Annotated in this window: 13 protein-coding genes; 6 read left to right on the forward strand and 7 right to left on the reverse strand. The window is 67.8% G+C overall.

Annotation, left to right across the window (positions count from 1 at the left end; genetic code table 11):
- Positions 1-13: 13 nt before the first annotated feature.
- Positions 14-6,922: a SpvB/TcaC N-terminal domain-containing protein gene (locus J7528_RS13220; RefSeq protein ID WP_291875024.1), complete on the forward strand. Its 6,909-nt coding sequence runs from the start codon at positions 14-16 to the stop codon at positions 6,920-6,922.
- Positions 6,923-6,941: 19 nt separating this feature from the next.
- Positions 6,942-7,433 carry a hypothetical protein gene (locus J7528_RS13225; RefSeq protein WP_291875026.1) on the forward strand — a complete coding sequence of 164 codons (492 nt, stop codon included), beginning with the start codon at positions 6,942-6,944 and terminating at the stop codon, positions 7,431-7,433.
- Between the two features lie 365 nt (positions 7,434-7,798).
- Here the strand turns inward: J7528_RS13225 and J7528_RS13230 are convergent, their stop codons facing one another.
- Positions 7,799-10,183, reverse strand: coding sequence for a pectinesterase family protein (locus J7528_RS13230; RefSeq protein WP_291875028.1), 2,385 nt, complete (start codon positions 10,181-10,183; stop codon positions 7,799-7,801).
- 312 nt (positions 10,184-10,495) lie between these two features.
- On the opposite strand from J7528_RS13230, the gene J7528_RS13235 reads away from it, so the two are divergent.
- The 3 genes from J7528_RS13235 to J7528_RS13245 all read left to right on the forward strand — a co-directional run bounded on the left by J7528_RS13235 (position 10,496) and on the right by J7528_RS13245 (position 15,622).
- The gene (locus J7528_RS13235) at positions 10,496-13,300 is read left to right on the forward strand and encodes a TonB-dependent receptor (RefSeq protein ID WP_291875031.1); all 2,805 of its coding nucleotides are present in this window, start codon (positions 10,496-10,498) and stop codon (positions 13,298-13,300) included.
- 75 nt (positions 13,301-13,375) lie between these two features.
- On the forward strand, positions 13,376-15,193 hold the full coding sequence (locus tag J7528_RS13240) for a hypothetical protein (RefSeq protein WP_291875033.1): 1,818 nt from the start codon (positions 13,376-13,378) through the stop codon (positions 15,191-15,193).
- 48 nt (positions 15,194-15,241) lie between these two features.
- Complete coding sequence (locus tag J7528_RS13245) at positions 15,242-15,622, forward strand: helix-turn-helix transcriptional regulator (RefSeq protein WP_291875035.1); 381 nt, start codon at positions 15,242-15,244, stop codon at positions 15,620-15,622.
- 39 nt (positions 15,623-15,661) lie between these two features.
- Here the strand turns inward: J7528_RS13245 and J7528_RS13250 are convergent, their stop codons facing one another.
- Together J7528_RS13250 and J7528_RS13255 are read right to left on the reverse strand one after the other, a co-directional pair.
- The gene (locus J7528_RS13250) at positions 15,662-16,033 is read right to left on the reverse strand and encodes a hypothetical protein (RefSeq protein ID WP_291875038.1); all 372 of its coding nucleotides are present in this window, start codon (positions 16,031-16,033) and stop codon (positions 15,662-15,664) included.
- A 66-nt stretch (positions 16,034-16,099) separates the two neighbouring features.
- Entirely contained in the window at positions 16,100-16,777 is a 678-nt protein-coding gene (locus tag J7528_RS13255) for a helix-turn-helix transcriptional regulator (RefSeq protein WP_291875040.1), read from the reverse strand.
- 131 nt (positions 16,778-16,908) lie between these two features.
- On the opposite strand from J7528_RS13255, the gene J7528_RS13260 reads away from it, so the two are divergent.
- Positions 16,909-17,382 (forward strand): hypothetical protein, encoded by a 474-nt coding sequence (locus tag J7528_RS13260; RefSeq protein WP_291875042.1) that lies wholly within the window; start codon positions 16,909-16,911, stop codon positions 17,380-17,382.
- Here J7528_RS13260 and J7528_RS13265 read toward each other — a convergent pair.
- The 4 genes from J7528_RS13265 to J7528_RS13280 are packed head-to-tail and all read right to left on the reverse strand — an operon-like array spanning position 17,312 to position 23,182.
- Positions 17,312-20,263, reverse strand: coding sequence for a TonB-dependent receptor (locus J7528_RS13265; RefSeq protein WP_291875045.1), 2,952 nt, complete (start codon positions 20,261-20,263; stop codon positions 17,312-17,314). The two genes, J7528_RS13260 and J7528_RS13265, sit on opposite strands and share 71 nt — an antisense overlap.
- A gap of 50 nt (positions 20,264-20,313) precedes the next feature.
- Positions 20,314-21,255: a FecR domain-containing protein gene (locus J7528_RS13270; RefSeq protein ID WP_291875048.1), complete on the reverse strand. Its 942-nt coding sequence runs from the start codon at positions 21,253-21,255 to the stop codon at positions 20,314-20,316.
- A 2-nt stretch (positions 21,256-21,257) separates the two neighbouring features.
- Positions 21,258-21,797 (reverse strand): sigma-70 family RNA polymerase sigma factor, encoded by a 540-nt coding sequence (locus tag J7528_RS13275; RefSeq protein WP_291875051.1) that lies wholly within the window; start codon positions 21,795-21,797, stop codon positions 21,258-21,260.
- Positions 21,794-23,182, reverse strand: coding sequence for an alkaline phosphatase D family protein (locus tag J7528_RS13280; protein ID WP_291875055.1), 1,389 nt, complete (start codon positions 23,180-23,182; stop codon positions 21,794-21,796). Before J7528_RS13280 ends, J7528_RS13275 begins: the two co-directional genes overlap by 4 nt.
- Positions 23,183-23,199: the final 17 nt, after the last annotated feature.

Consider the following 23,199-nt stretch of genomic DNA (forward strand, 5'->3'; position numbering starts at 1 on the left):
GAAAGGAGCGGTCTTGCGAGCGCCCAGCGAAATCCAGGTCCCTAAGATCGACGTCAAGGAAGGCGCGAAGATCTCCGGTCAAGGAGATCGGTTCGACGTCAACATGGTCACCGGGGCGGCGAGCCTCTCCCTGCCCGTCGACGCCCCGAGCCTGCGCGGCGTCGCCCCGGAGCTGTCGCTCACCTATGGCGGGAGCGTCGGCAACAGCCCCTATGGCCTGGGGTTTGACCTGGCGCTGCCGGCCATCGCGCGGCTCACGGACCGCGGCGTGCCGACCTATACCGACGCCGACCGTTTCCTGATCGACGGGGACGAACTCACCCCCGCCTATGCCTCCAAGGCCGGCGCGTGGATCAAGGACGAACGGACCGAGGGCGACTACACCGTCGTACGCTACCGGCCCCGGATCGAGACGACGTCCAATCGTATCGAGTGGTGGCGCCACCGCGACGGCGGCTCCTACTGGAAAAGCGTCAGCGCCGAGAACACCACCACGCTCTACGGCGATGACCCCGACGCCCGGATCTGCGATCCGGCCGAGCCGACGCGCATCTACAAATGGCTGGCCACCCAGACGCTCGACGCCCATGGCAATCGCATCGTCTACCGCTACCGCCGCGAGGACGGGACGGGGCTGCCCGCCGACGCCAATACCGCCCAGATCTATATCGACGCGATCGGCTACGGCAGCTGGCGCGATGGTCAGACCGAGCGCCTGGCTGTCGAAATCCGCTTCGACTACGGCCAATACGACCTGCCCGGCCTCGATCCCGTCCGCCCCTGGCCCCAGCGCCTGGACCCCTTCACCACCTTCCGCCCGGGCTTTGAGCTGAAGACCTGGCGGCTGTGCCGCAACATCCTGACGGTTCATGACCTGCCGGACGCGCCGGGCGGTCGCGCGCTGACAAAGGTCCTGGCGCTGGATCACGACGAGACGCCGCTGTTCTCGACACTGAGGACAGCCCAGCAGATCGGCTGGCGCACGGAAAAGGACGGCAGCCTCGTCAGCCAGGCCAAGCCGGCGCTGTCCTTGGGCTTCAACGCCTTCGACGTCTCCGGCGCACAGTGGCGCGCGCTGGAGGTTTCTGGCCTGCCGCCCTTCCAGGGACCGCCAGGCCGCGGGCACTACCAGTTCGTCGATCTCAATGGCGACGGCATCGCGGGCATGCTGTTCAACGACGCCAGCCGCCTGGTCTACTGGCGCGCGCTGGGCGACGGGCGCTACCAGCCGCCGGTCACGCCGCTCCGCGCGCCGATCGACCGTGATCTGGCGCGAGGCCGTTGCGCGCTGATGGATCTGGACGGAGACGGCCAGCTCGAGCTGGTGGTGCGCGACCGCCGGCGCGCCGGCTACTACCGCCGCGCCGACGAGACTTGGGAGAGCTTCGTTCCGTTCGCGGGGACTCCGCCTGAGATTGGCGCGCCCAGCGCTGAACTCGCCGACCTCGACGGCGATGGGCGCCAGGATCTGATGACCGTCGCCGCTCCGGATCGGCTGCGCGTCTATCGCTCACAAGGCACGCTGGGTTATGGCCCGCCCCAAACCCGCCGTCTGCCCCGCGACTTCCCGTCCGAGCGCCAACAAGACCCTGCCATCCTCGTGGCCTTCGCCAACATTTTCGGCGACGGGCTGGAGCATCGTGTTCGCGTCGCCAGCGGCGCGGTGACGGTCTGGCCCAGCCTGGGTCACGGACGGTTCGGTCCGGCGCGACGCCTGGACAACGCCCCGCTCTTCGCGGCCGACCTGGACGCCTCGCGCATCTTCTTCGCCGACACGACCGGCTCGGGCTATGCCGATCTGATCCTGGCAAGCCCCGACAGTCTGGCGATCCATCGCAATCTGGGCGGCGAGGGTTTTGCCGCCGCCGAGATCATACCGGTCCCCCACGGCGTCAGCGATCTCGACATCATCAACTTCGCCGACGTGTTCGGATCCGGCCTGGCCGCTTTCGTCCTGGGCAAGGCGGGACCTCAGATCGTCCAGTACGCGCTGGACTTCCCCGGCGCCGGCGCGACCTACCGCCTGGCGCATATCGACGACGGCTTTGGCGGCTCCACAACGCTGTCCTATCGCAGCTCGACCGCCTTCCAGCTCGAGGCGCGCCGCGCCCAGCGCCCTTGGGCGACGCCCCTGGCCAGCGTCTTCCAACTGGTCTCCGAGGTGGTGCGTCGCGACGCCAACACCGGGCTGACAACCGCCGCGCGCTACGACTATGCCGATGGCTACTACGACACGGTCGAGCGCGAGTTCCGCGGCTTTGGCTATGTGCGCTGCCTGGAACGCCCCAGCTTCACGGCGGGTGGCGAGCTCTTCGCTGAGCCCAGTCTTTCCGAGCACTGGAACAATGTCGGCGCGGCGGTCGCCACCGAGCGCCGCTCCGCGCCCCTGCCCGACTTTCGGGGTCAGCCGCTGGTTCCCGACAATGTGCTCGATCCGGCCGCCTACGCCGCGGGCGGCCAGACCCTGCGCGGGGCCTATCGCGCGGTCAAGGATCGCGAGGCGGCCAAGCGCAAATCCGGCGCCGACGCGGCGGGCCAAGCCCGAGCGGTCGCCTATCAGACCTCGGCCCAGAACTATTTGGTGACGCTGCTGCAGCCGCAGATCGACGGCCACATGGCGGCTTTTCGCGTCGCTCAACGCCAGAGCCGCGCCCTTGCCCAGGAGGACAACGCCGATCAGGCGCGCATCGCCGACAGCTACGTCCTGAACCAGGATGAGTTTGGCAACCCGACGCTGCTGGCCGAGATCGCCTATCCACGCGGCTCGGATCCGAGCCTGCCGCCCCAGCAGACAGTCCTGATCGCCACGGCCACCGAGCGGGCCTACATCAATCACCCGGCCACCGCCGCCGAGCCCTACCACTATATCGGTCAGCAATGGCAGGAGCGGAAACTCCAGGTCGGCGGCCTGCCGACGCCCGCTGACCTCTTCGATTTCGCGCGAGTGGAGCAGCTCTATGGCCAGGCGCTAGGCGCGGTCATCGCGTTCGGCGCGCCCTTTACCGCCGGCCAGATCCAGGCCCGTCTGTTCGACTGGACCCGCGACCTCTACTGGAATGCCGCCCAGGACGCACCGCTCGGATTCGGGGCGATCGCCGCGCCTGGCCTGCTCTATGAACAACAGCGGGCGGTATTTCCCCCCAGCTTCGTCACCGAGGTCTTCGGCGACAGGGTCGACACGGCCCATCTTGGCCCCGAAGGCGGTGAAGGCGCGGGCTATGTCCTGGCGGACGGCTACTGGTGGACCCCGGGAGTTCGCCGCGTCTATGCCGGGGCCGAGCAATATTTCGTACCCGTCGCGATCATCGATCCGTACGGCGCCCAGACCCAATACGCCTATGACCGCTACGCCCTGGAGATGGTCTCCAGCACCGACGCCCTGGGCCAGGTCACGCGTTTCGCGATCGATTACCAGGCGCTCCGGCCCTGGCAGGTCACCGACCCCAACGACAACATCACCCAAGCCGTCTATGGGCCGCTGTCGACCATGCTGGCCGTCTCGGTCTTCGGGGAAATGGATGGCCGAACCGTCGGCGACGCGCCGCTCGACGGTTATGACTACATAGCGCCTCGGGACAAGGCCGAGGTCCTGGCCGATCCCGAGCGCTTCCTGCAGGGCGCCGGCAGCTTCTACTGGGAAGACTATTTCGCCCCGGCCCGAGGCGAGGGACCGGTCAACAGCGTCTTTGTCGAGGCCGACCGCGCGATCAACCCTGCCTTCCCGGTCTGGGACCCGGGTCCGCGGCGCTACGGCGCGGTGCTGGCCTATGTCGACGCCAGCGCCCGCCCCCTGGCGCGACAGACCAAGGTCGAGGGCGCGGCGCTCGAGCCGTCACGGCCGAACGACGCCTGGCTGGTCACCGACCAGGTCGCCTATGACAGCCAAGGCCGCGTCGCCAAGCGCTACAATGCGTATGCCTCATCCTTGCCGGTTCTCGATCTCGAGCCCGCCGCACCCTGCACGCTCAGCCAGTACGACGCCGTGGGCCGGGTGATCGCCACCGTTCTGCCGCCCGGATTTTCCACGCGCACGCGCTATCACACCTGGGGTCGCGACGTCTGGGACGCTGACCAGACCGTGGTCCAGTCGCCCTACTACCAGGGCCATATCAATGACCTTGACCCCAGCTTCGCGGGTGAGCGCGACGCCCTGCTCAAGGCCGCCCAGTTCGATGGCGCCTATACGAGCTTTGATCTGGATCCGCTGGGACGCGACAGCGTCGAGACCCGGCGCGAGATCTTCGCGCCGCTGGGCGTCACGCCCCCGCCACCGGAACTCCGCCCGAACGGTACATGGCGCGACATCGCCGGAGCGGTCACGCGCCAGGCCGATCCGCGGTTCTATCAAGGCGCGGCCACGAGCCTGTTTAATATCGACACCGTCTACGACATGCTCGGCAAGCCGGTCCTGGAGCGGTCGACCGATCGTGGCCAGACCGCCCCCGGCGTCGAGCGTCGCTTGTTCGACGGGCTGGGCGGGCTGATCGATCGCTGGGACAATGCGGGCGCGCGTCTGAGCCACCTCTTCGACACGCTGCGCCGACCGACGGGGCTTCGCGTCCACCCCATCGCGGGCGCGCCCTACCGGGCCGAAAGTCTCGTCTACGGGACCGATCCAGCCCAGAACACGCGCAATCGCGTGGTGATCCGCCGCGATCAGGCCCAGGAAACCAAGATCGCGACCTATGACCTGGCGGGGCAGCTGGTCGCCGAGAGCCGGGACTTCGTGGTCGACGACTCCACGCCCGTTGATTGGAGCGACCCGGCGACGGTGGCGCTGCGGCCGGAGGTCTGGCTGCTGGGTCGTTGCTACAACCGACGCGGCTGGCTTCTGGCGACGATCAATGCCGACGGCACGGTCAGCGCCAGCAGCTTCTACGTCAACGGCTGGCTGGCCAGCGTCGGGCTCGCGCCCGCGCAAGATCAACCGGCCGTACCCGAACTGGTCGAGCGCCGCTACACGCCCAGCGGCAATGTGGCCTTCAATGACTACGCGAGCGGCGTCAGCCAGACCCGGCTCTACGACCCGAACACCGATCGCCTGACCACCCTGACCACGACCCGCGCCAGCGACGGCGCGCGGTTGCAGGACGACCGGTACTGGTACGATCCGGTCGGCAACGTCACGCGGATCGCTCACGCCGCCGAGGCCCAGCGGATCTGGAACGGCGGCCTCGCGCCGCCCGACAACGACTACACCTACGACTCCCTCTATCAGCTGCGGGTCGCGACCGGTCGCCAGCAGGCCGGGATGACGGCGGCGGGCGCGCTCGCCCCCCCGGCCGCCGATCCTTCCCAATCGGTGGCGTTCATCGAACGCTATACGGTGGACCCGTCGGGCAACCTGACCGAGATCAGCCACACGGCCAACGCCAGCGGCGGCCAGGGCAGCTGGACCAACCGCTTCGCGGTCTCCGCGACCTCGAACCATGCCGTGCCGGCCGACTGGGTCCAGGGCGGCAAAACCCCCGACGACTACTACGACGCCAACGGCAACCTGGCCACGCTGTCGAACCTGCCGCGGATCCTCTTCGACTATCGCGACCAGATCCGAGCCGCGACGCTGGTGGCGCGCCCCGGGGCCGACGACGACGTCGAGTTCTACGCCTATGGCGGCGACCGCCAGCGACGGCGCAAGACCAAGCGCTTCCTGCAGGGGCCCGGCGTCACTGTCGTGGAGGAAACCTTCTATATCGACGCCCTGATCGTCACGCGCCGCTCGCGGATCACCGCCACGGGAACCACCCTCGACGCCGAAGGCCGGTCCCTTTCGGTCCTGGCCAAGGACGAGCGGATCCTGATCATCGACCAGGACAGTCAGGAGCCGACGCCCCAGCGCCGCTACCAGCTGAGCAACAACCAGACCTCCATCACCCTGGAAACCGACGAGACCGGCCAGATGGTGACTTACGAGGAGTACTTCCCCTATGGCGGCCAGGCCTACGCCAAGGGCCGCACCCAGCTTGATCTGGACACCAAGCGCTTTCGCTTCGTCGGCCGCGAGCTCGATCGCGCCACCGGCCTCTATTGCATCGGCCTGCGCTATTACCTCGCCGGCATGGGTCGTTGGCTCAGTCCCGACCCGGCGGGGGTCAAGGACGGCCTGAACCTTTATGCCTACGCCCGCTGCAATCCCACGACCTTCGTCGACAAGAGCGGCCTGCAACGGACACGGCTGACGGGAACCACCGCCCAGGTCCAGCAGCAACAGGCCAGGATGAACGGTGACTTCGATCGGGCCAGGGAGATGGTCGACGATGCCATCCAGCTGCTCGAGAGCCAGATCACCTCGCGAAATGGCTGGCTCAACAGCACCTTGTGGTCGCGAGGGACGATTCAACAGCCCGATCAAATGATCCAGGACTGGTTCGGCATTCGCGGCACATCACGGACCGACGCCAACAACCTATTCGAGGTGCTCGACAATTTCAGGCAGATCCAGCGCTACTTCGCCCGCCCTCCCGTCCAGACCCGGCTCTCCTGGCGCTATGCGCAGAGCTTCTTCATCCACATCCCGCAGTTCAATATCGTGACCGATACACCCGCCTCACAAGGCACTATCGCCTATGTCTACGCCAGTAGCATCAGCTGGCCCGACTGGCGCATCCTGCCGCCTTCGGTACGCTCGCGGCCCATGGGTCCCTTGACCGGCGTCGGCCTTCTGTCTCCGGTCATCAACCAAATTATCAACATGACCTCGGGGGAGGGCATCAATCTCTACGAGACGGCTCATTTTGGCGACGTCGACGGTAATGAGCGGGCTTCGACCTTGGTTCACGAGGCGTCGCACATGATGGCCCTGACCGATGATCATGCCTATGGCAAGGTCGACTCGCAGGCGCTTTCGACCACCAGGATGATGTACAACGCCGACAGCTACGGTCTCTTCGCCCGGGCGGTCTACCAAGCCAACCACCCCTAGCAAGAGTTCGACGGCCGCCATGAGCCTGCAGCAGCGCACCTTGAAGGCCCGATTAGTCGGAGCGGCGCAACTGGTCGAACCGGATCCGTCCGATGGCCAGACGCCCTTCCAGCTGGCGCCGGGGAACTCCGTCGTGCTGGTCGCCACCGATAGACGGCCGCGACGGTTCCTGACCTACGATACGGGCGCGACCGATACGCTGATGGTCGATCTGGGCCCTGGCTTTGACCCCACGCAGCCACCCGATCGCATCACCCGGTGGCGCGCCATCGGGTTCTCCGTGGTCGGAATGCGGCCAACCTATGTGGCGCGGGAAGCGGATGGCGACATCAGCTTTGCGATGACGCGCTCAAGCTGGCTCGGGTTGGGCGAGCCGCAAGTCGAGATCCTCGTGAAATTGGGCTTCACGCCAACGCTCGACCGCTCGCGGGTTGGTCGACTGACGATCGACTGGCGCCTCACAGCGCCAGCCAAGCTACAGGCCGACGCGCTGGCCCGTCGCTCGCCCTGAAGCCTCGATCCCGACGCGCGGCCGACCCAGGCCGCACACCGACAATCACATCCAGGGAGGATCATGATCATGCGTTCGACCTTCATCCTGTCGATGGCCGCGGGACTGGCCTTGAGCCTCTGCGCCTGCGAGGCCAAGCCCCCGCCTAAGCCTGCGCCTGCGCCTGCGCCTGCGCCTGCGCCTGCGCCTGCGGGGCAGCTACCGTTCATCGTCGGCGACCCCAAGCTGACAAGCAGAAACCGACCGGACGTTCCCGTCTGCGCACCCGCCGTCTGCCAAGCGATACAGCCGGCGCTCAGTCAAGCCTGCCACCAGCTCAGCCTACCGGATCCGTGGGTCTTGGTGCAGGGACCCGACGGCATTTGCTACTGCGAGTGCGCCTGAGGCCCTGGATAGCTCACGCTCAGTCCCCGCAGGACCACCGAGCCGCTAGGGCGCGAGGCAGTCCAGTAGAAGCCCGCGGCGCCGTAGCGGTTGGGCTCGATCGTCCCAGTCAGGTTCAGCGCCTCGCCATCGGCGGTGTTGGATCCCTTCACCGTCACCTGGCCGCCGCGCACCGAGACCTGAATGGTCGTGGTCGGCTTGATCACGCCGGTCAGCTGGTCCTCGCCGCTGATCGGCGTCCCATGGCCGTCCCTGATCCGGTAGAGCTGGAACACGACGGCCGTGGCCGATCGGGTCGAGCGCCAGAAGCGCAGCGCATAGCCGTTCCGCGTGGCCGGATCGTACTTGAACAGGATATCGGCGCGTGGACGGCCGTCGTCCGCGGGCGAGCCGGCGATCGAGAAGCCCTGCCCTTCCAGCTTGTCGGTGTCGAAGGTCGCCGTGACGTCCATGTCGCCCGCTGAGGGATGCCCGACATAGAGCAAGGTGTTGTCCTTGTCCCCGGCGCGCAGGCCCCAGTGGCTCTGATCCTCGAACGGCGGCTGGCTGGACCAGGCGCCCGTGAGGCTCCAGTCGCCTTCCCAGCGATCTGTGGCCGTGCTGTCAGGCTGGGCGCGAGGGTCGAGGGCGGCGGTCGCCGAAGCGGCGGCCGGCGCCTTGATCGGCGCGGTGCGGACGGGCGCGCCGGGCTGACTGAGATCGGTCTTCGGCTGGACTTCGGCCATCACATAGCGGCCTGCCAGGTTGCCGGAGAGCTTCAGTGTCCGCAGGGGCTCATTGCCGCGCGAAACAGCCACGCGCTGAGGTTGAGCGCAGGCCGCGTCGGCGCAGGTGAACCAGGTGACCAGCGACTGGTCCTGACGGCCGGTCGATCCGGCCAGGGCGTAGGTCACCGACACGCCGCCCTGCCCCGCCTGCAGCTTCGGCGCGGCGACCAGCGCCGGCGCGGGCCGATAGGCCGGATCGACGGTGACATAGGCCGTGCTGCTGAAGCCATTGTCGGCGGCGGCCTTGATCGTCGCGATCTCGGTCCGCTCGCCGGTGTTGGCGGCGGTGACCGTGACGCGGTCGCCTTCCGCCGCGCCAAGCTTGACCAGCGGCGAGGACGAGCTCCAGCGCACCCGGCCCGTCGCGCCCTTGGGCAGCACCTGGGCGGCGATATCGACCGGCGCCTCGCCGGTGCGGATGCGGGCCACGCCGTTGGCCAGCTTGACGCGATAGGGACGCGCCCCCTGCCCTTCGAACTTCGCCCGCGTTCCGGCCGGATCCCAACCATCGTCATTGCCGTCTGGCGCCCAGCGCAGCTGGTTCCAGGGATTGAAGGCCAGGACCTCGTCCGGCGTCAGCTCGCGCGAGAGCGTGCGGCGCTCGGGCCCGACGATGCTGTCGATCAGGTCGACCGGCCGGCCGGCGTCGGTCTTGGTGCGATAGGTCAGCGAGGCTTCCGACTGCGGCGGCGCGCGCCAGCCAAACCACGCCAGCGGCACGTCGGGCAAGGTCGAGTCTATCAGCGCCACCGGGGCGACCGGCACCTTGTAGAACTGCATCGGCTTGGTCGCGCGGAACCGGGTGCGGATGAAGGTCGTGCCGCCCGCGAACAGGATGCCGCCGCCTTCGATGAAGCTTATCTCTGAATCCTCCCAGACGCTGGCGCCCGGCGCGCCCAGATAGTCGTCCGTGCCCTCCAGATAGGCGTTGGTGAAGTACGAGCGCTTGGTCCGGTTGAACATGGTGTCCAGCCGGCTGAGGATGGCGACGTGCGAATAGACGTGCCGGTCGCCGCTCATCTGGATGGCCACCGCCTGGGTGATCACGCCTGAGCGCCGCTTCAAGCTCTTCGAGGCGTCGCCCGGATAGTCGTAGTCGACATTGCAGTAGTTCAGGATCGTCAGGTTGACCGCCGAAAAGCCGTCGGCGTCGACGATCATCGTGAAGCCGTTGTTGGCCGCGCCCTGCTTGTTGCCGCGATTGTCGGCCAGCACCACGCTGCGGCGGTCGCGGGTCAGACCCATCAGGGTGATGTTGGGCTTGGTGATCGTAAGGCCCGGCTCGGTCGGCGTACCGCCCAGCTGATAGACGTCGGGCAGGATGCCGATGACCGTCGGCCGCTCGCGCTTGCCGGCCGGTGCGGCGGCATAGGCGGCCTGGATCGTGCGGTAGCGATGGGCGGCGGGGTCCTCGGGGCGCGAGGCGTCCACCAGGATGTCGTAGCGCTCCTTGGTGGTGTCGAAGACGACGTCGGTATAGCCGCGCACGGGGCCAAGGCCGGCCAGCGTGTCCTGGGCGGCGGCGGGCCCGCCCGCCAGCAACAGCGTCGCCAGCACGGGCGCCAGAACGCTTGAGAGCAAGGCGTCTTTCGCGGCCATGATCATCCTCCCCTTGATGACACCGGTATCATTCCCAGCGGGACGACCGCGCCATTCGTTCTCATTTTCCCATCTTGGCTACACGGCGCGGAGGTCCGCGCCAAGATCAACCGAAGGGTGAGGCCATGCCGATATCGCATGGCGAACACCGATATCGGCATTGGCAAGACAGATTGCCACAATGAAGACTTAATTCGCCAAGCCCGCGCCGATCGGCGGAAAGCTCAAGTATCGCGCGTCTCCGTCACGCGACGATCCGGCAAATACAAAAAACATAACCCCGGTCCACTCGGGGAAGGGAGAAACGCGCCTATGAACACGCCCCGCGTGCCGTCTCGCCATGCCCTTTTACTTGGAGCTTCGCTTCTAGGTCTGGGCCTGACCGCCACCAACGCCGCCGCCCAACAGGCGCCCGCCGAGGATCCCAACAGCGTCGAAGCCGTGGTCGTCACGGGCTTCCGCGCCAGCCTGGCCAGCGCCATCACCGCCAAGCGCCGCGAGACCGGCGTGGTCGACGTGATCAAGGCCGAGGACATCGCCGCCTTCCCCGATCTGAACCTGGCCGAGTCCCTGCAGCGCATCCCCGGCGTGGCCATCACCCGCGTGGCCGGCGAAGGCCGCCAGATCTCGGTGCGGGGCCTGGGCCCCGAATACACCCGCGTGCGCATCAACGGCATGGAGGCCCTGGCCACCTCGGGCGGCAGCGACAGCGGCGGCGCGGCGGGAAACAACCGCGGCCGCGGCTTCGACTTCAACGTCTTCGCCTCGGAGCTGTTCAATGGCCTGACGGTGCGCAAGACCGCCTCGGCCGACGTCGAGGAAGGCTCGCTGGGGGCTACCGTCGACCTGGCCAGCAGCCGGCCGTTCGACTTCCGCAAGCCCACTTTGGTCCTGTCCGCCCAGATGGGCTACAACGACCTCTCCAAGAACTATGACCCGCGCTTCGCCGCCCTGGCCAGCAAGACCTGGGCGGACGGCAAGCTGGGCGCCCTGCTGTCGGTGGCCTATGGCGAGCGCGATATCGTCGAGGACAGCCACGGCACCACCCGCTGGGGCCCCGGCGGCGCCAACGGCGGCTTCAGCACGGCCTCGACCCTGCCCGGCTACACCGCCGTCCAGGTCAATTCCAACACCACCGCCACGGCGATCTTTCATCCGCGCAATCCCAGCTTCAACAGCTTCGAGCACGTCGAGAAGCGGCTGGGCGTCACCGCCTCCCTGCAAGCGCGTCCCACCGACCGCACGCTGATTTCGCTGAACGCCCTGTACGGCAAGCTGGACGGCGAGCGCGACGAGCGCCTGCTACAGGCGATCTCGTTCTCGCGCAGCGGTGCGACCGGCAAGCCCGCGACCATCATCCGCGACGGCGTCGTCAACGACAGCCACGACCTAGTCTATGGCGTGTTCGACAACGTCGACATGCGCTCGCAGGCCTCGCACACGGAGTCGACGACCACATTCAAGCAATTCACCCTGGACTTCGAGCACCGGTTCAACGAGCGCTTCCAGGTCAAGGGCCTGGCCGGCCACGCTTCGTCGGTATTCGACAGCCCGATCGGCACGACCGTCACCTATGAGCGCCTGGACGTTGACGGCTACTCGTACGACTACCGCCAGAACGATCGCCTGCCGCTGGTCAAGCTGCCGTTCGATCCGGTCAGCCCGTCCAACTGGGCGACGGTCCCCGGCTTCTCGGCGCTGAACCTGGTCAAGACCCGCATCGAGAACACCTTCGACACCGCCAAGCTGGAAGGCGCGTTCGACCTCACGAGCGACATCACCCTGCGGGTCGGGGCCGACACCCGGAAGTTCAAGTTCAACTCGGCCGACCAGCGCCGCATCGCCGGCGAGACCGATATTCCGGTGCTCACCGCCCAGCAGATGACCGATCTGTCGGAGGTGTTCAGCGGCTATGGCAAGGGCTTGGGCCTGCCCGACGGCAGCGTGACCTCCTGGCTCGTCCCCAATATCGACAAGTACGCCGCGGCGCTGAACATCTACAGCAACACCGGCCTCTTCAAGCTGGGCACCATCGAGCAGACCGAGGCGCGCAGCGCCACTGGCCGGGTCGAGGAGCAGAACACCGGCGCCTTCGTCGAGGCCGACTTCCGCACCAGCCTCTTCGGTCGTCCCCTGCGTGGTGACGCCGGCGTGCGCTATCTGAAGACCGAACAGAACTCGGAGGGCTACGCGGCGGTCGGCTCCAAGATCGAGCTGGTCAATGCCGAGCGATCCTATGACAAGTACCTGCCGTCGCTGAACCTGACCCTGGAGGTGACCGACGACGTGCTGGTGCGCTTCGGCGCGGCCAAGACCATGGCCCGTCCGGGCCTGGGCAGCCTGCGTCCCGGCGGCGACATCAGCGTCCAGGGCGGCAACCGCAGCTACTCGACCGGCAATCCGGACCTCAAGCCGACCCAGTCCAAGAACCTGGACCTGTCGTTCGAATGGTACCCGGCGGAAGGCGCGATCTATGCCGTGGGCCTGTTCCAGAAGGACATCTCGACCTTCGTCCAGACGCTGCGCACCAGCCAGCCGTTCAACACGCTGGGCCTGCCGAACGACATCCTGAACGGCACCATCGCCCTGCCCACCGACGAGTTCGACGTCTCACGCCCGGTCAACACCAATGGCGGCAAGCTGAAGGGCCTGGAGATCAGCCTGCAGCAGCGCCTGACCTTCCTGCCCGGCTGGCTGTCGCACTTCGGGGTGATGGCCAACTACACTCACGTCACCTCGGACATCGAGTACCTGACCTCGGACGTTCCGGGCGCGGCGACGGTGACCTCGACCCTGGTGGGCCTGTCCAAGGACGCCGCCAACGGCACGCTGTACTACGAGACCGACAAGTTCAGCATCCGCGGATCGCTGGCCTACCGCTCGGGCTACCTGACCCAGGTTCCGGGCCGCAACAGCAACTTCGTTGAAGGCACGAACAAGACCTTCAACGTCGACATGCAGGCCACCTACACGATCAACGAGCGCTTCCAGCTGTCGCTGGAGGGCATCAACCTGACCGACGAGGCCAACGACCGCTACGTCGACGTCTCGGATCGTCCCTGGGTCTACGGCCATACCGGCCGGCAGTTCTATCTGGGCCTTCGCTACAGCTTCTAGGTCCTGCTCCCCTCCGGGGCCGCCCAGCGCGGCCCCGATCCTTTTCGCTTCCCCCCCCCCGACGGATCCTCTCCCATGTCCCCTCTCCGCCGCCTTCCTCTCGCCGCGCTCGCGCTTTCAGCGTTGCTGGCCTCGACCGCCGTGGCCCGCGCCGAACCGACGCTGGCCGTCGACAAGCCGATGCCTGCCCCCGCCTGGGCCCTGGCCGAGCGCGCCCTGCTGCGGGCCAACGCCGAAGGCGTCGAGGCCTTCACCAAGAAGTTCGTGGATGGCCGTGGCTACCTGAAAGGTCCCGAGCACTGGGGCATCACCGATGGTCCCGATGACTCCGTCGAGCCGATCCGCAACTGGCCGCTGGCCTATGCGCTGGGCGGCCCGGACACGATCCTCAAGAGCTGGCAGACGGTCTGGGAAGGCCACCTGGACCAGTACTCCCGCGCCAAGGTGCCGGAAGTGGCTTCGGCCCGCGATGGCATCTACCAGCGTGAATTCACCCCGTCCTTCGACTGGGAGCACATCGGCGAAGGCCTGTCGGGCTTCTATTTCTACGGCCTGGCCCAGCCCGACGACCCGCTGTACGTCACCCGCCTGCGCCGGTTCGCGGGGTTCTATCTGAACGAGGATCCCGCCGCGCCGAACTATGATCCGCAGCGCAAGATCATCCGCAGTCTGTTCAACGGCAGCAAGGGCCCCAACCTGGGCGAGCCCTCGCCGATCGACTGGGACGGCCCGCCCGTGCCCGGCGGCAATCCCGAGCGCCAGAAGCGCTTCCTGACCTCGACCAACATCAAGGGCGACCACCCGCTGAACCTGGCCAGCACCAACCTGGCCATGACCGCCTACATGGCCACCGGCGACGCCAAGTACCGGACCTGGCTGCTGACCTATGTCGACGCGTGGAAAGAGCGCACCAAGGCCAATGGCGGCAACATCCCCTCCAACATCGGCCTGGACGGCGCGATCGGCGGCGAGTGGGGCGGCAAGTGGTACGGCGGCGTGTTCGGCTGGAACTCGCCCGACAGCGGCGTGCGCAACTACGTGCTGCGCGGCCCGCCCGAGGCCTTCGGCAACGCCCTGCTGCTGACCGGCGACCAGGGCTATACCGCCGTCCTGCGCAAGCAGCTCGACAACCTGTACGCCCAGAAGAAGGTCGAGAACGGCAAGACGATGATCCCCGTCTACTACGGCGACAAGGGCTGGTACGGCTACTACGACGTCGCCGGCCGCTCGCCGGGCCTGGGCAACCGCCGCAAGGTCGAGGCCGACATCTATCTGTGGGACCTGAACCCCGCCGACCTGGCCCGCGCCAAGGCCAGCGAGACCAAGCCGGGTTGGCTGGACTACCTGCAGTCGGGCGACGAGGCCTATGCGGTCAGCGCTCTGCAGGCGGGGCTGGAAGAGGTCCGCGTCGCCGGCGAGCGCATCCGCAAGGACGACACCACCATGGGCTTCCCGCCGGACGATACCCGCTGGTCGGACTCCAATCCGGTGGCGACCGAAGCCCTGATCAACCTGACCATGGGCGCGGCCGATCCGGGCGGCTCGGGCCACGGCCCGCTGGCGCTGCACGCCCAGGTCCGCCATTTCGATCCCGAGGCGCGCCGTCCCGGCCTGCCGGACGACGTCGCCGCCCTGGTGCGCAAGATCACGCCCGAGACGGTGACCCTGACCCTGGTCAACACCAACCCGCTGAAGGCGCGGACAGTGACGGTGCAGATGGGCGCCTATGGCGAGAACGACGCCACCACCGTCAAGGCGGCGGGCGGCGCATCGATGACCGTCAACGCCTCATGGTTCAATGTCCGCCTGGCCCCCGGCGCGGGCGAGACCCTGACCATCGGCGTCAAGCGCTACGCCCATCAGCCCACTCTGGTCTTCCCCTGGAACCGTTGAAACGCCCTTCTTGATTGCAACGCACAGAAAGCTCTCTAAGGTTGCTCCATGCAAGCGCTTGACCCGGACGCCCCTGATCCTGTCGACATTCACGTCGGAAGGCAGCTGCGCATCCACCGTCTGGCGCTGGGTGTCTCGCAGCAGGACCTCGCGGAAGCCCTGAGTGTCAGCTTCCAGCAGATCCAGAAGTACGAGAGCGGCGCCAACCGGATCTCGGCCTCGAAGCTCTACAAGGCCGCGCGGGCCCTGAGGATTGCGCCCAGCGCGCTGTTCGAGGGGCTGGAAGTCGACGACAATCCCAGTGCGCTGGGCCAGTTCGCCGACTTCATCGCCGCGCCCAGCTCCAACCGCCTGGCGGCCGCGTTTCCGCAGCTGACAGCGGCCCAGCAACGCATCCTGGCCGACCTGGTCGAAACCCTGGTGTCGTAAGACATACCCGGCGGTCGCCACCGACCGCCGGGGCTCAGCCTAAGCGGCGCGTTCCGAGGACGAGGCGACGATCCGCGGCGGGGCGATCTCGCCCGTCGGCGGGATCTCGGTGTCAGGCTTGTCGGTGCCCGTGCCATGCAGGGTGAGCGGACGCACGCCGATCTGCGGCGCGGCGGCGGCCAGCGCGGCGTGGGCCGTCATCATGTGCGTGCGCGTCTGGCCCAGGGTCTCGATCGACCGGGCGACAGCGGTGACGCCCTCGTGTCCCAGCATGGCCGAGAAGTTGTGGTCCCGACGCAAGGTCGAGGTGTGGCTGATAAACAGGGCCGCCTTTTCCAGGGCCAGGTCGACGGCGCGCTCGGCCTCGAACAGGGCGTCGGCGACGGATTGAGCGATGTCTCGTCTTTGCATGCGATCTCGATCCCGCCAGCAGGGCGGGCTCCTTTTGAGAGGATGGAGGATGAGGAAGCTTTGGCCCTAGCGGCGCGTGACCCAGGCGTCGAAGGCGTCGGACAAGTGGCCGACCTGGATCACCAGAGCCAGGACGACCAAGGCCAGTACCACCGACCCCAGCGCGGCCGCCAGGATCAGGATCAGCCGCTGGGCTTTGGATCGGGCCAGCGGCGGGACTTGCCCTCGTTCGGCGACTGATCGCTCGCGGGCGTCAGAACGAAAGCGATGCAGATAATCTCGCGCATCAGATCGAGCGGAGACAGGTGGGGGCTCATGAGCCGGGTGATGGTCAGCAAATGCTGCACCGCCTCCCGCTCCACCTTCGTAATCGCCAAGTCTTCGTAGATCGCTTCCAGATCGCTCCATGTGATCGCCGGAAAGGCCGGCACCGCTTCCATAGGATCCAGCATGAAGTTCCCCTTTCGCCCCGTCATTGACGAGCGGCGAGAGGTCGAACGGTAGTGTGATCGGGCGCCCCTGGTACAAAATAGGTAGGCCGGTTTCGCGCAGATGGACGACCAGCGCCATCGCCGCCTGACGCCGCGACCCGAACGACAACTTGCTGACGGCGCTGGCGAAATGCTTGTCGACGGTGGCCTTGCGCAGGTCCAGGTCGAAGGCGATCTCCTTGGACGACTTCAGCTGCGCCGCGCCCAGCAGCACGTCGCGTTCACGGGGGGTCAGCTTGTCGAAACGGCTCATCCTTCACCCACGCGACGCGGGCGAAACTAGCCCATGTGTGTCAGGCATTAGCTCACGACAGTCCTGAGTCCGGCAAGCCTGAGGCTTGACCGCGCCGGCGTATCAACCCTTCCCTGTCGCGCGGAGGCCTCATGTCGCACTCGCCCATCCAGACCCTCGGATCGATCCTGACGCCGCTCGTCACGGTCCTGGTCGTGTGGCGCGGGGGCCGTCCGGAGCGGATCGCGGCCCTGGCCTCGCTGGCGGCCTTCCTGATCACGCCCTACGCCCAGAAGCTGGGCGGCGCCCATTGGCCGTTGCTGGGCGTCGCGCTGGTCGATGTCTCGTTCTGCGCCCTGCTGGTCTATCTGGCGCTGCGCTGGGACCGCGCCTGGCTGATCATGGCGGCGGGCGCGGAACTGGCCACCGTCATGGCGCACCTAGGGATGATCCTGGACCCGACCCTGATGGCTCGGGGCTACGTGATCACGCTGTGGATCTTCTACTTCATCTTCCTGGGCGCCCTGACCTACAGCCTGTTCGAGCGAAGGCCGCTCACCAGCGCCGGGTCAGGCCCAGGCGATATTCCCGGCCATAGAGCTCGTAACCCGGACCCGAACCCGTGAGATAAGGCTCCGTGCTGCGATCGGTGCGGTAGGGCTCATTCGTGAGGTTCGCGCCCGCCAAGGTGACGCGCCAGGCGTTTGGCAGATCGACCAGGATCTTCAGGTCCAGGCGCGAGATGGGCTGGCGATAGTTCAGACCCGTAGGATCCGACCACTGGTCGTTGCGTGGGGCCCGGCCCTGATAGGCGTAGCCCAACCGGGCCTGGAACCGGCCACGCTCGTAGTAGAGCTGCGCGGCGTACAGCGCCTTGGCCTGATCGGCCAGCCGACGCGGCGCGCGTCCGGGCGCGGAGACCTGCGAGTCCAGGAAGGCCGCATTGGCCAGCACGCCGAACCCGTCGAACGGCGCGGGCGCGTCGCGAAAGTCGTAGCGCAGCGACAGCTCGACCCCAGCCACGTGGCCGTGGCCGACATTGCTCTTGGTGACCGCCACGTACTGGTCGAAGCGCGCGCCGCCGAACGTCTCGCCGGGACGGCTCTCCTGCACCTCGAACGGCAGGCCATCGAGCGCCTTGTAGAACCCCGCCGCCGAGATCCAGCCCAACCGGCGTGGCAGGTGGTACTGGGCCGAGACGTCCCAGTTGCGGCTCTCGATCGCCCGCAGTTGCGGGTTGCCGATCTCGTTGACGCCGCTGAGCACGGACTCGCCGGTCCGCAGATCGGTCGCGACCGACACCGACAGGCGCGCGATCGGCGCCAGGTCGACATAGTCGGGCCGCGCGAAGGTCTGCGTCGATGAGGCCCGCAGCACCCAGGCGCCGCCGGCGTCCCACTTGGCCAGCAGGGCCGGCGCGAAGTTCACGTAGCCGCGCCCGCCCGAGGTCGGCAGGATGTCGGCGCGCCCGAACGGCAAGCCGGCGGCGGCGCCGGTGATGTCGGCCACGAAGGCGTTGGCGATCGCGTCCACCCGCGTGCGCTCGACCCGCGCCCCCAACGTGACGCGCAAGGCCGGCGTCACCGCGACCTCGCCCATCAGGTAGCCGGCCCAGATGGTCTCGCGGATGCGGTACCTATCCTCGACCGAGTTCTCTCGCGAGGCGGCCGCGTCAAAGGTGAAGAGATCGGGCCGCCGGTCGAACAGCGCCTCGAAGCCGGCGGGATCGGGAAACGGAAAATCCAGGCCCGGCACGATGGCGTCAGCCTGGCCGTATCGCGAGATCCAGCCGGTCAGGGTGGGATCGGCCAAGGTCGCCGCGCCCGTGAAGTTGAAGCGGTTGTCGGCGTCGGCCACCGACTTGATCCGCGACAAGCGTTTGAGGCCCGTCCGGAGCAATACCGGCATGCCCGCGACCGCCATCTCGCGGCGGGTCAGGTCGATCTGCTGGGTGGTGATGTCCTCGCGCACCGTCGAGCTGATCCGCCGGATCCGGAACAGGTTTTGCAAGCTGGCGTCGAACACCGAACGGCCGTCCGGGGCGGTCATGGCCCGCGGTATCGAGACGCCATCGACGATGCGGAACTGGCCGATGTCGGGCGCGCCGGGCAGCGGGTCCATGTCGCCCAGGGTCTCGTAGTAGTCGAGATAGGGGTTCAGCTCGCGGGCCGTCGTGCGATTGACCGAACCCTCGACGGTCCAGTCGTCGTTCCACGCCCAGCGACCGCCCAGCACGTACTGGCGCACCGGTCGGTCCTGGCGCTCGCGCCGCGTCTCGGTGCGCACGCGCAAGCCGCGCCACGAAAAGGTGTCGCCACCGTCCGTCGCCAAGGCGCCGCGCCGGTAGAACATGAACTCCGGCCGCAGTTCCTCGTCGGTGTAGTTGGCCGCGAACATCCGCAGCCAGGCGGCGTTCCGCCCCTCCCCGCGCCAGTCCAGCGAGCCCGTCAGGCTGTTTCGCTCACGGCGGCCCATCGAGGCGCCGACCAGGATGCGATCCGGATAGAGTCCCTTGTCCGACGGCACGATCTCGGCCGTGTCGTAGAACGGCGAGAAATACTCCCGCACCCAGTGCTCGCCGGCCAGATAGACCCCGAACGCCCCGCCAGGTCCGAACGTGTCGGCGAAAGCCCCGCCGACCGCGTGGATGTCGCGGCCGCCGCCGTTGTCCACCGCGCCGATCTCGGCCGTGACGCTGGCGACCCGCCCGGCGAAGTCGTGCGCCGTCGGCGTGCGCACATCGATCAGCCCGCCGATCGCCCCCGCGTCGCGATCGGGCGTGATGACGTTGTGGATCTCGACCTCGGAGATCGCTGAGGCGCTCAGCACGTCTAGCGGCGCGGCCCGCCCCGAACGGCCGTCGGTGTCGGAGGCGGCGATGGTCACGCCGTTGAAGGTCACGGTGTCGAGCACCTGGCTCAGGCCGCGCAGGGACAAGTAGCGTCCCTCGCCCTGGTCGGAGATGCGATAGACCGACGGCAGTCGTTCCAGGGCGTCGGCGATGTTGCTGTCGGGCAGTTTGCCGACCGCATCGGCCGTGATCACCTGGACCATGCCGTCATAGCGCCGCGCCCGCGCCTCGGCCTGGTCCAGCCCGACCCGATAGCCCACCACCGCGATGGGCTCGATCAGGGTCGAGGGCTCGACGGCCGGCGCGACCGGCAAGGGCTTGGGCGCCGAAGCCCTAGGCGGCGGAACCGCCAGCACTTTCACCACGCCGTTCGGCGCCAGGACATAGGTCAGCCCCGAGCCGTCCAGCAACGCGTCGAGCGCACGGTGCAAGGTGGTCGGGCCGGCAAAGCCCCGCGTGCGGCGATCGCCGACCAGGGTCGCGTCGAAGGCGATGTTGACGTCGGCCTGGGCCGCCAGCGCCAGCAGTGCGTCGGCCAGCCGCCCGGGACGCCCAGGCCCCGCCACGGTGTCCAAACGCGGCGCCTGTGCCGCCAGGGCCGGAAGCGGCGCGCCGGCGACGATCAGGCCCGACAACACGAGGGGAAAGATCCGCATGTCCGCCTGCCGCATCGCCTGGACGATACCGTTCCCGCGTGACGCCCCTGTTACAGGCTAAGCTTGGGACGCAGCAGGATCGCGCCGTCCGCTCGCGCGGCGAAGTCGGCGTCCACCGCGTCGGCGATGATCCGCGCGGCCTGGCGCTCGTCCAGGTCGGCGATCGAGAACGACAGGCTGACCCGCCGGGCCGCCAGGCTCGGATCGACCACCGTCAGCGGCTGATCGAAATAGCGGCTCAGCTCGGCCAGGGCCGCATCCAGCCGGCGATCGCTCAGGACCATCCGATGCTCGCGCCAGGCCGCGACGCTGGGCGTCGCGGTCGACACGCGCTGGATCTCGCCCGATGCGGTGATCCAAGCCCCCTGCCCGGCGCCCAGCTCGAAAGCCGAGCCATCGCGCGGCGTGAAGCGCACGACGCCCTCGGTCACGGCGACACCGGTGCGCCCTGGAAAGGCGGCGGCCTCGAAGGCCGTGCCCAGGGCCCGCGCCTCGAACTTGCCAGCCCGGACCATGAAAGGCCGCATGGCGTCGTGGGCGACCTCGACGAACATACGGCCGCTGGCCAGGGACACCCAGCGATTGGCGCGGCCCATCTGGGTCGTGACGCGGGTGCGGGTGTCCAGCCACAGGCGGCTCGTATCGGCCAGATTGACCGCCCGCACCTCGCCGACGCCCGTCTCGTAGATCTCACTGGACGTAGGCCGTAGCAGCACGACCGCGCCGCCAATCGCCGCCGCGCCGAACGCCACGCCGCCGCCGATCAGCAGGCCACGGCGCGAGGTCGGCCGGCGCGCATCGGTCCGCGCGCTCTTGGCCAGGGACTGCAGCGCCGCCTGCCGCGCGATCAGGTCGGCGCGCTCCGGGCGCGCCGCCAGCCAGGCATGGAACGCCTCGGTCTGGCCAGGTTCGAGCCCAGCGTCGACCGCCAGCACCCAGCGAGCCGCGACCAGCTCGTCGTCCTCTTCCTCGTGATAAAAGGGGCCGCTCACCGTCAATCCTTCCAGACCTTGCGCGCCAGGCGCGTCATCGCGCGCTCAACCAGCTTGCGAACCTGGAACATCGACAGGCCGGTCTGTTCCCCGACCTGCAGCAGCGTACGCCCCTCCATCCTATGCAGCACGAATACCTCTCGCTCCTTGCCCGGCAGCGCGTCCAGCGCCGCCAGGAACCGCCGCATCCGTTGGCGCCCGTCCAGGACATCGTCCTGCAACGCCGCCGGGTCGGCCAGCTCCACGCCGTCCAGCGGGACATGCTCGCCCTGACGGCGCGCAAGCCCGCGTCGTCCGCGGTCCTTCAGGAGGTTAGACGCAATCGAAAATAGAAATGCGGTTTTATTCTCTACCGGAACGTCACGGTCGCGCGCGACGATACGCGCCGCGACGGCCTGGAGGATGTCGTCGACATCGGCGTCCTGCCGCGTGCGCGAGGCGACGAACCGGCGCAGGGCCGGCTCCAGGGCGACAAACGCCGAGAACAGCGGGTCGCCGCTGTCCTTCACGCTCGTGTCCTGCTTGGCCGCCGTGACGATCATCGTCCCAGCTTGCCACGCCATGACGACACGCCGTTGACCAGTTCGTCCGCACGCAGAGTCAGCGGGTCGTAGAGCGCCTTGCCGCGAATATCGATGACGTTGAAGCTGAGGGTCGGGGTCTTGCCGGTCATGTCGAAGTCGATGATCCCGGCGTTGTTCACCCCCAGTAGGGGCTGGCGGATCATCTGGTCGGGGGCCATGCGGGCGGCGATCTTGCCGAGGTCCATGGGCGACCCCGCCACCATCTGGGCCAGGGCGGAGCTCACCAGATCATAGAGGTCGTAGCCGCCCTGCTCCGACTGCGGCGCGCAGGCGACATGGGGGAAGTGCGTATCGCCCGAGAGCAGCACGACGCCGCTGACCTTGTGGTCGCGGATGAAGTCGAACAGGCGCTGGCGCTCGTGCAGATAGGCCGACCAGGAGTCGCCGCCCGGTCCCTTGAACCGCGACCAGCCGCTGCCGCAGGCCAGGATCTTGAATGGGGCCTTGCTGGCCAGCAGACGGGCTTTCAGCCACTCGAACTGGCCCTTGCCCAGGAACTCCTTGTCGGGCGTGTCGGGGTCGGCGTCCGGCGCGCGGTGATAACGACCGTCCAGCATGAAGAAGTCCACGCCGCCATAGCCGTAGTCGAAGAACACCCCCGGCGTTCCCGGCAGGCCATAGGCGGGGTTGGCCCAATAGCGCTCGAAGATCTCCAGCGCCTTGTCGCGGATCGGATTGGTGCGGTCGTAGTTGTCGAGCGCGAAGTCGTGGTCGTCCCAGATGGCCAGCTGCGGGATGTTGCGACCGATCGGCTGGAACGACGGCACGAACCGCTGGCGCTGGTACTCCATGGCCAGGGTCGCGGGGACCGTGCTGTCGCCATAGATGTTGTCACCCAGCCAGAGGAAGAGATCCGGTCGGTTCATCGCCAGGGCGCGCCAGATCGGCTGCTCGGGATCGCTCTGGATGCGGGCGCACGAGCCGAAAGCCACCCGGAACCTCGCCGGCGCAGCGGGCGCGGTGCGGAAGCTCATCGGCGGCAGGTCGCGCAGATACTTGTCGACCTTGCCGTTGGACAGCACCCGGTAGTGGTAAGTCGTGTCGGGCTGCAGATCCTCCAGATGGATGACCAGGGTGCAGTCGTCCTGCGCATTGGCGCGCGACGGCGTCGTGCGCTTCCAGGGGCCGGCAATAGGGTCGGTCGTGTAGGCCACCTGGGCGTCGAAATAGTCGCCGCTGAGCTGCATCCAGATCGGCGCGCTGGTCGCGGTCACCGCGCCCATCATCGGCCCGAGCAAGAGGCGCGGCGTGCCCTCGGGATTGGTTTCGGCGTGCGCGGCGAAAGGACCAGCCACACCGGCGGCCGCGGCGGTGGCGATGAAGGTGCGGCGGGAGTTCTTCATGGAGCGCTCAACGAAAA

This window comes from Caulobacter sp. (genome assembly GCF_017744445.1).
In the GTDB taxonomy this organism is placed as follows: Bacteria; Pseudomonadota; Alphaproteobacteria; order Caulobacterales; family Caulobacteraceae; genus Caulobacter.

What these genes read in the sequence shown, in the direction of transcription:
- J7528_RS13225 (WP_291875026.1), top strand. Translation starts at nt 6,942, where the DNA reads ATGAGCCTGCAGCAGCGCACCTTGAAGGCCCGATTAGTCGGAGCGGCG.
- J7528_RS13230 (WP_291875028.1), bottom strand. Translation starts at nt 10,183, where the DNA reads ATGGCCGCGAAAGACGCCTTGCTCTCAAGCGTTCTGGCGCCCGTGCTG.
- J7528_RS13235 (WP_291875031.1), top strand. Translation starts at nt 10,496, where the DNA reads ATGAACACGCCCCGCGTGCCGTCTCGCCATGCCCTTTTACTTGGAGCT.
- J7528_RS13240 (WP_291875033.1), top strand. Translation starts at nt 13,376, where the DNA reads ATGTCCCCTCTCCGCCGCCTTCCTCTCGCCGCGCTCGCGCTTTCAGCG.
- J7528_RS13245 (WP_291875035.1), top strand. Translation starts at nt 15,242, where the DNA reads ATGCAAGCGCTTGACCCGGACGCCCCTGATCCTGTCGACATTCACGTC.
- J7528_RS13250 (WP_291875038.1), bottom strand. Translation starts at nt 16,033, where the DNA reads ATGCAAAGACGAGACATCGCTCAATCCGTCGCCGACGCCCTGTTCGAG.
- J7528_RS13255 (WP_291875040.1), bottom strand. Translation starts at nt 16,777, where the DNA reads ATGAGCCGTTTCGACAAGCTGACCCCCCGTGAACGCGACGTGCTGCTG.
- J7528_RS13260 (WP_291875042.1), top strand. Translation starts at nt 16,909, where the DNA reads ATGTCGCACTCGCCCATCCAGACCCTCGGATCGATCCTGACGCCGCTC.
- J7528_RS13265 (WP_291875045.1), bottom strand. Translation starts at nt 20,263, where the DNA reads ATGCGGATCTTTCCCCTCGTGTTGTCGGGCCTGATCGTCGCCGGCGCG.
- J7528_RS13275 (WP_291875051.1), bottom strand. Translation starts at nt 21,797, where the DNA reads ATGATCGTCACGGCGGCCAAGCAGGACACGAGCGTGAAGGACAGCGGC.
- J7528_RS13280 (WP_291875055.1), bottom strand. Translation starts at nt 23,182, where the DNA reads ATGAAGAACTCCCGCCGCACCTTCATCGCCACCGCCGCGGCCGCCGGT.